This is a genomic window from Neobacillus drentensis, assembly GCF_036965245.1.
GTDB classification, from domain to species: domain Bacteria; phylum Bacillota; class Bacilli; order Bacillales; family Cytobacillaceae; genus Neobacillus; species Neobacillus drentensis_G.
On record NZ_JBALPG010000105.1, the window covers coordinates 25,781 to 39,703 of the forward strand.

At 38.0% G+C, this 13,923-nt stretch carries 15 protein-coding genes and 1 riboswitch; of the genes, 4 read left to right on the forward strand and 11 right to left on the reverse strand.

Annotated features, from left to right (window positions below):
• Nucleotides 1–10: 10 nt before the first annotated feature.
• Nucleotides 11–157: riboswitch (FMN riboswitch) on the reverse strand.
• 82 nt (nucleotides 158–239) lie between these two features.
• The 3 genes from V7150_RS19495 to V7150_RS19505 all read right to left on the reverse strand — a co-directional run bounded on the left by V7150_RS19495 (nucleotide 240) and on the right by V7150_RS19505 (nucleotide 2,336).
• Nucleotides 240–854 carry a hypothetical protein gene (locus tag V7150_RS19495; RefSeq protein WP_335521626.1) on the reverse strand — a complete coding sequence of 205 codons (615 nt, stop codon included), beginning with the start codon at nucleotides 852–854 and terminating at the stop codon, nucleotides 240–242.
• Nucleotides 805–1,980, reverse strand: a complete 1,176-nt coding sequence (locus tag V7150_RS19500; protein ID WP_335521628.1) for an FtsK/SpoIIIE domain-containing protein — start codon at nucleotides 1,978–1,980, stop codon at nucleotides 805–807. Before V7150_RS19500 ends, V7150_RS19495 begins: the two co-directional genes overlap by 50 nt.
• A gap of 176 nt (nucleotides 1,981–2,156) precedes the next feature.
• Nucleotides 2,157–2,336, reverse strand: a complete 180-nt coding sequence (locus V7150_RS19505; RefSeq protein ID WP_335521630.1) for a hypothetical protein — start codon at nucleotides 2,334–2,336, stop codon at nucleotides 2,157–2,159.
• A gap of 188 nt (nucleotides 2,337–2,524) precedes the next feature.
• Here V7150_RS19505 and V7150_RS19510 point away from each other — a divergent pair, with 188 nt between their 5' ends.
• From V7150_RS19510 to V7150_RS19525, 4 genes are read left to right on the forward strand one after another with little or no spacing between them, the layout of a single operon-like run.
• Nucleotides 2,525–2,725, forward strand: a complete 201-nt coding sequence (locus V7150_RS19510; protein ID WP_335521632.1) for a helix-turn-helix transcriptional regulator — start codon at nucleotides 2,525–2,527, stop codon at nucleotides 2,723–2,725.
• Nucleotides 2,726–2,727: 2 nt separating this feature from the next.
• Entirely contained in the window at nucleotides 2,728–3,033 is a 306-nt protein-coding gene (locus V7150_RS19515) for a GIY-YIG nuclease family protein (protein ID WP_335521634.1), read from the forward strand.
• A 12-nt stretch (nucleotides 3,034–3,045) separates the two neighbouring features.
• Nucleotides 3,046–3,417, forward strand: a complete 372-nt coding sequence (locus V7150_RS19520) for a hypothetical protein (protein WP_335521636.1) — start codon at nucleotides 3,046–3,048, stop codon at nucleotides 3,415–3,417.
• Nucleotides 3,414–3,671 carry a hypothetical protein gene (locus V7150_RS19525; RefSeq protein WP_335521638.1) on the forward strand — a complete coding sequence of 86 codons (258 nt, stop codon included), beginning with the start codon at nucleotides 3,414–3,416 and terminating at the stop codon, nucleotides 3,669–3,671. Before V7150_RS19520 ends, V7150_RS19525 begins: the two co-directional genes overlap by 4 nt.
• A gap of 32 nt (nucleotides 3,672–3,703) precedes the next feature.
• Here V7150_RS19525 and V7150_RS19530 read toward each other — a convergent pair whose 3' ends face one another.
• The 8 genes from V7150_RS19530 to V7150_RS19565 all read right to left on the reverse strand — a co-directional run bounded on the left by V7150_RS19530 (nucleotide 3,704) and on the right by V7150_RS19565 (nucleotide 13,722).
• Entirely contained in the window at nucleotides 3,704–4,477 is a 774-nt protein-coding gene (locus tag V7150_RS19530; RefSeq protein WP_335521640.1) for a peptidoglycan recognition protein family protein, read from the reverse strand.
• Between the two features lie 51 nt (nucleotides 4,478–4,528).
• Complete coding sequence (locus V7150_RS19535; protein WP_335521642.1) at nucleotides 4,529–4,795, reverse strand: phage holin; 267 nt, start codon at nucleotides 4,793–4,795, stop codon at nucleotides 4,529–4,531.
• Complete coding sequence (locus V7150_RS19540; protein ID WP_335521644.1) at nucleotides 4,788–5,048, reverse strand: hypothetical protein; 261 nt, start codon at nucleotides 5,046–5,048, stop codon at nucleotides 4,788–4,790. The genes V7150_RS19535 and V7150_RS19540 overlap by 8 nt, the downstream gene beginning before the upstream one ends.
• 325 nt (nucleotides 5,049–5,373) lie before the next feature.
• Nucleotides 5,374–5,592: a hypothetical protein gene (locus V7150_RS19545; RefSeq protein WP_335521646.1), complete on the reverse strand. Its 219-nt coding sequence runs from the start codon at nucleotides 5,590–5,592 to the stop codon at nucleotides 5,374–5,376.
• Nucleotide 5,593: 1 nt separating this feature from the next.
• Nucleotides 5,594–10,414: a hypothetical protein gene (locus tag V7150_RS19550; protein WP_335521647.1), complete on the reverse strand. Its 4,821-nt coding sequence runs from the start codon at nucleotides 10,412–10,414 to the stop codon at nucleotides 5,594–5,596.
• A gap of 12 nt (nucleotides 10,415–10,426) precedes the next feature.
• Entirely contained in the window at nucleotides 10,427–11,302 is an 876-nt protein-coding gene (locus tag V7150_RS19555) for a hypothetical protein (protein ID WP_335521649.1), read from the reverse strand.
• Nucleotides 11,303–11,313: 11 nt separating this feature from the next.
• Nucleotides 11,314–11,901: a hypothetical protein gene (locus V7150_RS19560; protein WP_335521652.1), complete on the reverse strand. Its 588-nt coding sequence runs from the start codon at nucleotides 11,899–11,901 to the stop codon at nucleotides 11,314–11,316.
• 12 nt (nucleotides 11,902–11,913) lie between these two features.
• Nucleotides 11,914–13,722 (reverse strand): hypothetical protein, encoded by a 1,809-nt coding sequence (locus V7150_RS19565; protein WP_335521654.1) that lies wholly within the window; start codon nucleotides 13,720–13,722, stop codon nucleotides 11,914–11,916.
• Between the last annotated feature and the right edge of the window lie 201 nt (nucleotides 13,723–13,923).

Consider the following 13,923-nt stretch of genomic DNA (forward strand, 5'->3'; position numbering starts at 1 on the left):
ATTAACCCTTGTTTTCCTTCTCCCATCCAGACTTTAACTGTCGGCCCTGGAGTTTCACCAGATCCACCGTTTAACAAAAATGTTACCCGGGTCACGGACTAAGAAGCATTGCTTCATCACCGCCGGTTAGGAATTTCACCTGACCCCGAAGGCGACCGTATCTTAACCGATACAGTCGTTATATTTATTCAGTTGTTGTTATAATATTACTTTAGGAAATAAATCAATGCAAATATTTATTATCGTATCTCCTCAAACGTCAAAACTTCATGCCTTATCCCTTTCAACCATTCTGTAAGTTTTCTTTTTCTTGTCTCGGTTTTGGTAAAGAAATATAAGATAGGTGTTTGGTCTTTATAAGCAGGCAGCACTTCTCGGTACGACTCAATTTTTCTTTTGTTATCGATCATCTTCCTTTCGTTGTCTACTTCAATTAAATAGAGATAACCATTACGCTTAAATACAGCGTCACAGACGACTTTCTTTTTATTCGAGAGCGATAGCCCCTTAAACGATATTCCAAAGCTATTTAGTGCCTTTTCATTCCTCTCTAGTGGATATTCGCTTTTCCAGTCATGTGGACATTTAAAGTAAATGAAAGCCTCATTTCTCATTAATGAATGGAGCGTTTGATAACTTACGGTTGTATCGTTTTTTTCGGATGCAATAAACTCTCTACCTTTTTTGTTTAGATAGATTACTTTTTCCTTGTGAAAATAAGTTTCGTGGATAAATGGCCGAAGTTGAGTGGAGATGATACGGCAGGTATTACGGTAGTTTAATTGGTGGATTGCTTGCAGGTGTTTAATCTTTACGATTCCGAGACGGTCGATTGTCTGTAGGATTGTTTCCACTCGGTTTAACGTTGAGGATATCATCCTTTCTCTCCTCCATCATGGTAAACATCATTTTATCGTCAATGTATGGCACTTGTACGGTTCGTTTCTTCTCGACTAGATAGATAGCCCTCCCGGGAATAGAAGGCAAATCCTCGGCTCCTGTTTCGTCTAGTAATACTTTACTAGCAACCCCTGTTGCACAAACAAACGATAGTCGAGCAACGATATTCATTTTGACTTGCATGGGTACCGCTTCTTTTGTGGGATATTGAGTTGCGTAAATTAATCTATATCCCAATCCCCCACCGATCCGCGCAATTTCTGAAAGAGCAGCCTGACAAAATTCAGCGTATTTTTTTGCCTCTTTACTTTTTACGATGTTGGGCGAAAGTTCTGCCCCTTCATCCACAAAGATAAATGTTCTCTTTTTAATCGGTGTGTCCACGATATTGGTATAGCCTTTTTCACGAAAATACAATTCTCTATTCTTTAAATCCTGTGTGATTTGGTTTAATAATTCGGCTGACTCAAACACATCACAAGCGACTTCTTTCACTTGTGGAAGGGATTTATATTTATAAAACTCAAGCCCGGCTTTTAAATCCAATACATAAATTCCAACATCTTGGGGATTGTTTAAAATAAGGGTATTCATACCTTCTTTCATAAAGACTGTCTTACCGAACCTTGTCACACCGCCACAGAGTAAATGACAGTACTTTTCGAAGTCATGGTATAGAATCCCTTTATGATTTTTGCCGATAGGAATTTCCCATGTACCAGGTCGAACCAAACTCTCCTCATAATCCCACTTTTTCGGCAATTGCTCATGAAACACATCTATTTTCAATAATCCATCCACCTCTATTTCCACTTCTTTTTGTAAGGCTTCTTTTATGGCTGGTAATACGTCCTCTATATCCTCTGTATGCAGTCCGTATGGCATGGAAAATAAATAAGTGGTATATCCTTCACCTTGGATTTTCTTCTTTAAATTCGGGTAATGTAGTACGTCATCACGCTTGATACAAACTCCTTTATTCTCAAATATTTGTTTAATGACGGTTTCGTCCTTCATTTTTCCTTTTGGGATGAATGCAGCTACACCTATTGCAAGGGGAAAAGCTAACCATTCGAGCATTTTACACCTCCATGTTTTTTCTGTTGGAACAACAGGAAAAAGATTTATAATAATAAATCAAAGCCCTAAAAATTTAAACAAAAATGGACAAGAAAAACATCACAAATAATAACCTTGGTATTCTTCAATGAACGCTTCACCCGTTCTATACTTCAATGAATACTTCATTTACCTGTTCAAAGAAATAATTTAGCTACATAGTGGAGCAGATACAAGATTGTTCCGTACTTGCTAGTTTCCATTACTAACTTGATCATTGTTTCGTTAATCGTTATCTTTTTGCCCAATGTTGCAAGTGTTAACAGTGTGCCACCAGTTGCCCCAGTGAACACGATGCCGAACGTAATTGGGTCCATATTTTCACTCCTCTCTTCTTTGTATTGTTCATTGTATTTTCTTTTCCTAATTTAATGCACGTCTTTGTAAATTTATTTTCTAAATTAGTTAATTTTATTGGTAATTATTACTTTTATTTGATATAATTAAATTAAAAGAATATTATGAAAGGAGAGTGAATATCATAGTTAGTTCGGGGGTTTCAGAATTGTTAAAACCAAAAATACGAGTAAAATTAGCAGAATTGGAATTAAAGCAATCTGATATATATAAAGAGTTTGAAGTAACGCAAAAACAGTTTAGCAATTGGGTGACAGGTACATCAGCACCACGTTTAGAACTTGCGTTTAAACTGGCTAAACGATTGGGATGTAAAGTTGATGATTTATGGGAGTATAAGGAGGAGTAAATTTGTACGACTTGATAATATATGTAAAAGATGATTATAAAAAAGTGCCAAATTATAAACGTGGTGTATATATAATCGAAAATGATAAAAAAGAAGTTTTGTATATTGGTCAATCAGATAATTTGCGCCATAGAATTAAATATCATTTTATAGGTAAAAGCAAAAATACGAATTATTTTTATAAAGAAATGTATAAATGTAGCATGTATTATATTGACTATTATGGTGACAGAAACATTAAAGAAAAAGAATTGATTTTAAAAATGAAACCAAAGTATAACAAAAAATTACCAAAACGAATTATATGAGGAGGAATAATAATGGAAGAATTACCATACTCTGCAAAAATGATGTTGAATCTGCTCGGAAATGAAGCTAAAAACAATCCTTTGCTTAATCTTATAGAAAAACAACAAAAAGAAATTGAAGAACTAAAGGACAAAATAGAAAAACTAATACCTTTTATCGATATGTTTAACGATCATTTTGGAACCAACTTAACATTAGGAAGTGATGTAGTAAAAGGCACTTTAGAGAAGTATTATGTGGTTCCTGGTAGCGCACTTGAACCATTTCTAAAAGCTAATGAGAAAACAGATGAAGAGAAAAATCTAGAGAAGTTAAGAGATATGAAAACAGAACTTGAAATTCCTTGGTTAGATGAGTATAGAAAAATGAATGATAACAAATGACCGTAATTATACAAATTCATTACACATCAACAGCTAACACAAATGGATATCAAAAAGGCGCAATTCCTTTAAGAGGCAGAAAACCCGAACAAGCTGCATATGAATTTTGGAAGTGGATACAAAAACAAAATCCGCTGAAAGTAACAATTGAACAAGTATTGTGTGAACAGGAAGATATAACCGAGTTGGTTCGAGAGCTAGAAAACGAGGAAATAGAAAAAAGTTTGAACGGAATGGATGATTTGCCTTTTTAAACCCCCTCTCAGGAGAGAAGGGGCTTTATTATTTACTTTTCTACGACTGTTGCGCCTGTGTTTGGATGCCCGTAAATCTGAACCCTACCGAAATTGGCAGTCTGAATTTCGAAAACCCAATTACCACGGTCATGAAGAATTTCGTACTCTAAACCGCCGAATTTAGATGGCTTTAATGTACCTGCATGATTAGCCGGGTTAGCCTTAACAGGTGGACGATTAAGCTTGTACACTGTCCACGTTGCAGCCGAAACTGGTAATTTAATATATCTCTTTGTCGGTTTCGATATAGGAGCAGGTGTTGGCTGTGGTGCAGGTTTAGGATTTAATTCAGCCTGAATAGCTGCTAATACATTTCCCCATCTTCCTTCATCGAGAATACGGTGAGGACAATGTTTTCTACTCCAATCCTCATGTTTTTTAACTCGATCAATACCCCATCCACGTTCTTTTAGCAGTTGGGCGACAAATTGAATAGCTAATCCTTCGGCTTGATAATACCTAGTTCCCCCGGATTTGGAGTAGCAAATTTCAACATGTAAAGATTTTCTGTTCCCGGGACCATTTCCGTCACCAGCTGCCCACGCGTTACGGTCAAGTGGTAATCCCTGAACCACTTCTTTATCATCTATGGCATAATGAAATGAAACTTGATTCGAATTGTTGATCATATACTGGATTTCATTATTTGCACTGGCATCATTAGCAGTATTGTGAATCGTGATATATTCAGCATTTAAAGAATTAGGACATTTAACACCATATTTTTTGGGCGATGCTAACATTTGTCTTACTTGAATAGCCATTACTTACCCTCTCCTTTTCAATAAAAATAAAAAGCCACTCCGTAGAGCAGCTTATTTTGGCTCGTTATATCCCTTTGCCCTTACACTATCTTCCATACCTGCTGTGGTTGGGTCTTGCACCAAACCAAGCGTGGACAGGACACCGAAAATAGCATTTACAATAGCTATTACCCAACCCTTAATTTCTTCTGTTAATACAAATTCTGTTATGCCAGCTGCATGGGCACCAACTAATAAAACCTCAGCCAAAATAAAAAGTTGTGACACTAACGCCACAACCCACAAACGGTTTTTAAAACGTACTTTCCAGTTAATCATTTAAACTTCCTCCTCTAAATAACGTTTTGATTTGTTCATCATGTCGAGTCGTTTTTTCTTTCAATACATCGATTTCATCTTCAATCAGATTAATTTTTCTGTCTGTGTTTAGTCTGAATTCTTGAAGTGTGGTATTTAAAGAATCAATTGATTTTTGTAACGGTTCAATGACAATCTTTTTAAACAGAAAAATAGAAACGCCACCTATAAATGAGATAATCCCAATAATCCATGTAATTTCTTGTAAGTACAAAAGAGCCACCTGCCTTTGTTCAAATTAAAAAGAGAGCTGAATTATCAGCCCTCCAAAAATGTTTATTTAATATTCAATACACGTGGGTAAGGATTTGCACCTTACATGACCTGCTATGCCTTGGGGTGGTATCGAAGCACCGACTTGTGGCTTTGCAAAAGGGTATTGCTAATTGCGTTCCCCTCGGTATATTACTACCGATATTTACCACAGTTCTACCAACTGAACTACCTAGCGTCTACCTATTCCGCCACCACATGTATTTATTTCCATTATACCATTTTCCTATTAACCTTCAATAAAAAGAGAGCTGTTTTCAGCCCTCTTAACCTAAATATATAAAGTAAATTACCAGTAAAGCAAAAATCCATCCGATAAGGTTTTCAAAGAAAATAATTTTTGGTCTCCATATCGTTCGAAAGCCTTCCCATTTTGCGTGATAGGCTGGATCTTTATCTTCTCTTATCATGATTTTGTCCACGACACATATTAAACAAAACACCATAACGAAAATTATTCCCATGATACCTAAATACCATGCCAAGTTATTCACCTCTTTGCGATCTTATCGCCTCTCTTGCTGTCTTTCCTGCATCTCTTAAAATCTTTTCAATTGCTTTTGCATCCGTTTCTTGGTCGCCTGTACCTCCACCAAGGTTTGCTAAACCAGCTTGAACTTCTTCGCCCATGATACGTTGCATCTCCGAATATTGCGCGCTTGTTAATGGTTTTCCATCTAGCTTCTTTTGTGCAATCCGAGGAGCTAATGACTTATCGCCTGTTTTGTTAATCATATCCAATACAAACTGCGCTTCTGCTGAAGGTTTATATTTGCTGATAAACGATGGATTTAAGAACACATTCAACAAGTTATTGCTGCCACCTTGGAAATTTTCTCTTTTGTTGCCTAAAGTGTCATAGGAAGGAGGAAGAGAATTTTGTAATCCTGGAATACGGTTAATTGCTTTATTCTTGATTGTTGGCAATAGGCTAGGACTGTATGTTGAACGTGCTGTATTGTCACTCGCTTGCCTAATTTGGTTTGATAATGTAGGAACGAATGAACCTACTGCCCCCTCAATCACACCACCTAATTTGTCAGATATCCCTTGGTTCGGGTAACTGGTAAGGAAATCCTTCACCCCTTTGAGAACAGACATATTAATAGTGGTATTATAAACGCTATCTCCTGCATTTTTAATTGCATCATACACATTTACTTTTCCGTTATCTTTGACTGATTGATTCGTACCTGTTCCTAAAGCAATAGCCATTGAAATAGGCTGCGCCCAATCGTAAGAAACAAAGGTATCTCCTTCTTTTGTGCCAGCATGATCGAGATTAAATCCGCTATTTATGAATCTTCCTAAAGCCGATACATTCACACTGTTCGGCTGTTTTCCTGCATTCCGTTCTAATGATGCAACTTCATAATCAGAATTTCCAGCAGAAGTTAAAATGCCTTTATCAGCTAAAGTGTATCCTAACAATGAAAATCCACCAGTTCCCATGATAGCTCTGGTAAAAGCTAATGTCGCCTCTTTTGTGATAAGTGGGTTTTTAGCTTTTCCGATACTCTTCAACAAATAAAGCGAACGAGCAATTCCGGCAGGTGAATATTCCAAGGCTCTCATAATTAAGTTACCTGGAGTTTTAGGATACTTGATGATTAAATCCCCAAGACCGAAATCTTGTTTGAAGTTTAATCCTCTTTTTGCTTTTTGGAGTACAGTAGCGATAGTTGAATTATCTTGGAAAGTTGCATATTTTCCATATTGATCTGCCATCTGAATCATATTATCGTCTGCTTCCCGGATATAACGAGCAATCGCCTCTTTTTTCGCTTGACCTGTTAACCCTTCATTTATTGCACGTAAAGAGGATAACTCACCTAATGTTTTGTTATAAGCCCTCATATATCCTGCGTGGTCAAACGAACGCAATGTAGCACCCAATGACTTCTCGAGATAGGTTAACGGGTTAAATTTAGAACGGAATGCTTGTGGTCCTAAATCGTAAGCTGTAGTCAATCCCATAGGATTTACACCTTTCCACCCCGCTTTTGCTCCTGTTAACCAATTTTGCCAGTATTGCCCTTGGTTATGTGTTCTAAAAGTAATCGTACGCTCTCCGCCTGTAATTTTGCTTCGTAAAATGTCTACAGGTGTTGCTAGTAATTTATTCATTTGTTCGACACGGTAGAACATTTCGTTACCAACGGCATTACGGATGATGGTTTTAGGGTTTAACAGTTGAGCGATCGTTTGAGTGGTTGATAATTTCTGACCAAAAGTAGGTGTTTCTATCGCTTGCAGAACGGATTGTAATTCCATGCTATGCTCTAGCTTTGCATCTCCTGACATTTGTCCTACTTGTCTCGCAAACTCTCTGATGCTTTCTGCTTCATCAACACTAATGTTTTTGTCCTTTAATGCCTTATTAGTGATCTTCTCGACTTCGCTTAACCGCTGACGGGTCATAGATTCAGATTGAAGATTAAAAGTTTCAACCGCTTTGTTGTAAATCTGTTGAGCATACGGCCGAACCTTCTCACCAAATTCTTTTACTAGATCTTCTGTAAAATCAGCAACTTTAACAGTACCCTTCGCAATTTTTGAAGCACCAATATCCGCTAATGCGTAAAGTGCATCTACCGGCATGGAATTTGCTCGCCCCATAATCTCTCTTAACCGCTTTCTTGCTAACTGTTCACGTTTGTCCATAAAATCAACAACTTTATCACGGTTACGGACATCCTTTATAGGTTTTGGCTGTTTAGGAGGAGCGCCAGGTTCAAGATCGGCAACAAATTTTTTCGCATCAGCTACAAAAGAACGGACAGTATCTAATTCGGCATCGGTTGCGACATTTCCTTTTTTAATATTTTCCATAATCTTAATAACGTTGTTTGCTTGCTCTTGTTGACCAGTGAACCGCTGAATACTATCCGCTGTATGGGTAATGTCCTGAATGTTTTGTTCGGTTAATTTTATTTGTTTTTCTGGGTTAGTAATTGATTCATTAATTTTATTCACTCGTCTTTGAGCCCTTAATAACTGACCTTCTGCAGATAAGCGATTGTAAATGGAATATGACTGGATTGATTGTCCAGCTTTCGTTCCTTGTTCTGCTAATCTCTCAACTACATCTAATGCACGATCATATTGACCAGCTTTCTGCAATTCGTCAATTAATCGATGTCCGACTGTAACGTGTCTTGGATCAAACTTTCGAGCATTTTTTACAAACTGATAAGCCTTTTCCATGTCTTTAGTGACATACTTATTCGCATAATTCACTAATTCTTCATTGGACATTGGTTTATAAGTTTTATCGAAATCGTTTAAACGCTGTTCTAACTCTGGCGATAACTTTTCAGGATTTCGAACTGTGCTGTAAAAGGAACTTTCATTCGGCTGCTTTGGTACAGATTGCAACGGTTTAACAGGTGCTTCTACATTGTTCGCATGCTGTCCTAGTGGCTTTACTGGTTGTTCTACTACCATACTATTCTTTAGTGGTTGCAACGGTGGTAAAGGCTGTTGAACAGGGTTATTCGGTTTTAAATTAGGGAGTAAATCCTGCTTTGGTGGAATGGTTTTTTGTTTTGGTTTTACTTCTCCTAATAAGATTTTCTTTGCATTTTGAGAAACAGGAGGACGGTTCCCCGTCTTATTCCATACACCAGCAGCGTCAATAACAGGTTTATTTGCATCTTTGTATGCTAGGTCAACCACATCATCTAATGTCACTGGTTCATCGTATTTGGCGAATTGACTCCATAAATCATCTAATGCCTCTTTATTCAAATTATTGGTATCATAATTTTTATTAACGTAATTAGCAAATTCCTCATAACGACCACGCCAATAACTGGATGGAGCATGTTGCACCTTATCATAAGGGATTTCAGCACCATACACATTAACAGGTTTATTAGGTTCTGACATTTGTTTGCCATACGAGAAATCAGGCATTGTTCGTTTTTCCCCATCAAACATCAATGACCGATCCAACAAAGAAGTTTCGTTCAAAGGTGGTAAATCGTTTATAGATTTTCCAACACTAGGAATGAGTGGATCTATGTTTGTTTTCGGCTTCAATGGAGGTAAAAAACTTGGATTTGTTACCTCGCTACCCTTAGGAATTAAATCCTGCACTAATCCAGGATTCTGTATCCCACCTGTTTTTGGTAAGGCTTGCGACCCTTTAAAGGATTTCGCACTGTCACGTAAAGCCCCTTCGACTTGCTGAGTGCTAGGTAGAAGGTTTCTCATAGTTCGATTTGATGCAGATTCAAAACCTTTTGCAATTCCTTTTCCTGCTCCATATAACAATGGATCTGCAATTGCCCCCAACGCTGTATTTAAACCAATATATTTTGTGTTATCTTTCCAATTGTAATCGTCTGGGTTAAGCCCTTCTCTTGCTGCGACTTCTGCCCCTGATATACTAGCACCAATTATCGAACCCTTTGCCGCTTCGGATGCTAAACGTTTAGGAATACTTTTCGAACCAAACTCCGTTAAGGCTTTTCCAACTTTAGAGGAGTTTAATAACTTGTATCCTCCTGCACCTGGAACAAGATACCCTAAGCCTGTGGTAATCAAATCCGTTCCTCCACCTTCCCCAAATTCACGTTGAGAAAGATAGTCAGGAGTTTTACCGGATAATTTCTTGTCTAGGTTGCTCATTACCCCGAATGAAGCTGAATCAACCGCACGATTCGAACCCCTTTGGATTTCTTTATAGGATTTGGACATTCCGCGATTTGCATAATTCTCTAGTGCTTGCCCTGCATCTACATCGTCAAAGGGGTTTAATGTCTCGACTCCTAATTTACCGATACTTTTTAAGTCATCGAGCAAAGATGTTTTTTTTTTAACTTTGATACCCGGGAGCTGAACGCTTTTCTCTGATTTCGGCTTTTGCTTCAAAGGAATCAAAGATAATGGTTTCTCCGATGCTGTCACTATAGATTTGTTTTTTTCTTGTTGGATTTTCTTCTCTTTGTTTGCAGTGTTCTTCTTTGTTATCTGTGTAGAATAGTACGCATCATTTATCTTCATTTTTTCCTTGGCGTCTAACCAACGGCGAAATTCTTGCCCTTCCGTTGGAGGAATGCCCATTCTTTTTGCAAATGAATCAAACTTATCGTTGTATTTACGACCATAAGACTTAGGAAGGGAGGGTAAATACTCACTCTCCCAATCATAATTAGCCTTTGCACTTGTTGAATTGAACGCAGGATCTAACCTCTGAACATTTGAGGGTGATAGCGTATCAAATGTAGTCTCATTATGACGCTTTACTGCCCTTTGATAATCGGTCAACCCATCGTCTTTTTTCTTCTTTTTGTCAGCCAAAGGAATCACTCCTTACCACTTTTTAGGTTTAACCATAGAAGCGTACATCATTCCTACACCGCTATTCGGATTCGGAATCTTGTTATCATACATATATTTAGCTTCTGCCTTTGCTTGCAAATATTGATTGTAAGCGTCCGTCAATCCGCTTGGAGCAGCAGAAGGTGACGCACTTGTACTTTTTCTACTTCTTCCACCACTTCCACCACCACTACTTCTTGCTGCTGTTTGTGCTGCTAATGCCCTTTGATACTCCAACTCTCTCATTTTCTGCTCAGCTTCAAATCGTTGCCTTTCCATTTCAGCTTGTTGTACCTGCATTTGATAATTTCGCCAATCCATTGAACGTTGGTAAATATCTTGCTGTGATTGATTGTACGCATCGGCTAATTTACCTGACCGTTCTGTAGCAATTGCATTGACAATCGCTTGCTCACGGCTTGGGTCATTTTCTGCCGCAATCTGCTGGTCAATCCCTCTGATAGCAGTAGATTCGTTATTATTAATCTCACTTAAAGCATTTTGTCGTGAGGATGCTAAATTTGCCTGTGTCGTTAAACTTTCTCCACTGGCATTAATACCATTAGCCGCCATTAATTCACGCAATCTTGAAGCACTCTGAGCGTTTACCACATCCGCTTGGTTCCTCTGATTCTGATATTGTGGTGCTAAGTCTTTCTTCTGCTGATTAAAGCCTGATATTGCTTTATCACGTTGTGTACGTAATTGGTCTAATTGATTTTTTTGCTGTGCATCATACATGGTATTAATCTTATTGCTCATGGTATCGAACGGGCTTTCCTCGAATGCCTGAACACCATTGTTTACGCGATAATATTTCCCTTGAGCATTAGCAAACAGGTTATCGCCAATTTGGTAATCTGCCATGGTATCGCCTCCTAACTATCTGTTCTGAAATGGATATTGTCCAACCGAATGGAATTGATACTCATATTGTCATGTATCGAACAATTTCCATTTGATTTGATACTAAGGGTGGTATAACTTAACTGGTTCGTAGAGGTAAAACATTTAATAATGATGTCTACTTCTCTTGCCGGGCGATACCCTTCTGGAAGAGTAAATGCCGTTACCCCATTCGTAAGGATTCCTGGCATAATCACCCCTCGTAAATGAACCATCCCCCATGGGTCTTTGAAAGATTGCCCAGGCCGTGACGCATCATGGTACCATCCATTTTGGGTAGATAGATTTCCCCAGGGATCTAACTTTTTCGGAGTTAATTGTTCTAAAATGGTTTGTACATCATTTCCCGTCAATCCTGATATGGTAGAAACACCAGTATTTTTTGCCCCACTATCCCCTGCCTCTGTTTTCTCGATGGCATCAATTAACTTGTTAAGAGTAACCCTCAATTCTTCGGGAGCCCAATCAAATGCCGCTTTTCCTTCTGCCGCTGAATTGAAAACCGCTTCATCAGGTAAACTTGAAACTGATTTAGTAAAAGACTCTAATTTTTCAAACATAAAATCACCTCGCTAACGAATTTTCGATTGGTAACGATACTCGATTCCCAATGATAAAAGGGATAGACTTTCATCTAGCTTGTTGTTTTGAATCATCAGTTGGAAATGAGTAACCTGTTTTGCTTTGACTTTCGATTTGACTTCTTTCGGAAAGTTGGAAGTATAGAAAGTAAAATTTTTAAAATCAATGCTTTTAAAATTGAACGTATTAAATTGAATTTTTTTGCCCACATTTATGAGGACATTTTCCTTTTTATTTGACGAATAATAGAAATCCGCACTTGTTTTACTAGCTGGTTTAATAGCAAAATAGAGTGACTCGATAAACTTCTTCATTTCATCCCTACCAAAAGTTAACTGTTTTGACTTCCAGTAAGCATTGATCGCCAATCCATCGTCATTGTAAGCTGCTCCTTCGTACTCTTTTTTAAAGCGATAGACTAAACCATCTGTTAAGCTGCCGAAATATAAAAAACCGTTCTTCACTAAGAAGCACGATGCGTTAATGTTGTTATAGACATACCATTCGCCATAACGATTGTCCTTGGATTTTTGAGTGTAATCCAAGATGTAAACATTTCCATTGATAGCAAGCCAATATTTTTTATCATAATCGATGGATACTGCCGTATCTAAACCGGATTCTAGCATCAACTTTCTATCAATCTTAGAAGAGACATGAACCACGTTTCGCTCGTCTCGGACGTTGGATGCCACTAACATGTAAACCCCATCTTTTGAGAGTGATACAGGGTTATTCTCGATGATTTGTATCGAGCCTGACGCTATCGCCCCCACTTGGTTATTAATCGGCTTAGAAGGGAAACTAACGACTCCTGCTTCAGTGATTTGGAAATTAATAATGTGCTTCCCGTTTGGTCTTTCAACAATGAGATAATCGTATTGCTTTGAAAAGCCCATGACTTTCTCGGACAATCGATAATAACCATTTTCAAGCCAATAGGTAGCATCATAAAGGCCACTCCGAAACATGTATTCTGGCATATCGGGATTGCCTGAAATAAATGTCCTGGTATCATTTGAACCACCAAACCCGACAGCCATCGTACACTTTTTGATGCGCTCGGGATAACCCGACACTGTTTTCCCTGCTGTTATGATGACATTGTTTGTACCTTTTGCTGGTGCTGTCGTAAAGGTCACTTTGCCGTTTACCCTGTCAACTGTAAGCCCTGTCCCCTCGTTAATGGTTGTTGTACCTACCACAGCCGAAACAAGTGTGGAATCTAATCCCGTTAAGGACATTTGATAAACGGTTGAGGTTTCGTCACCGCTAAAGGAATCTTTGAACTTGTTACCGATCAAGTTGAAATCCTCGTTAGCCGAACCGCCACCGCTTGGATTCTTCGATATCTGCAAGACAGGGACATAAGGCTCTACCTGTTTAATCGTAGACCCATCATAAACTAAGAAATTCACTCCATCCATGATGTAACATTTGCCTTCAACGGTGAAAAAGTTAATTTTTCCGTTTTGTAAGGTGCCAAACAATTCAGTTGGTTGAGCATTGCCGGCTTGTGTATACAACTTAGTACCATGAGCAATCAGAAAAATCGCACTACCATCACTTCTAGTGTACAAATACATACCGTTAATTTTTCCTGTTCCTAATGAAGTAGGATAAACCCGAGCATAACCTGTGCGCTTATTTAATGCCCCTTTTTCATCGATATTGAAATTTAGCATGTCAGGGGAACGGTGGTCGATTATTTGTGTAGCAGAGCCATTCGTGTCCATGCCTTGAAACGGTTCAAGGTGAAATAGTGGAATGGATTTCGTTTTCGCTTGCATTTGTGCCATATACATCCTCCTTTCCATAAAAAATAGGACTGTTTCCAGTCCTTCTAAAGAGTCCATTATTTAATTTTTCACATTTTCCACGAATATTTGATATACTTATCTTCAATCGATACAAAAAGGAGCATTATATCATGAAAATAAAAACTATCATCTGCTTTTTATTAAGAAATCATAAATATAATTATTATACTGATACATGTG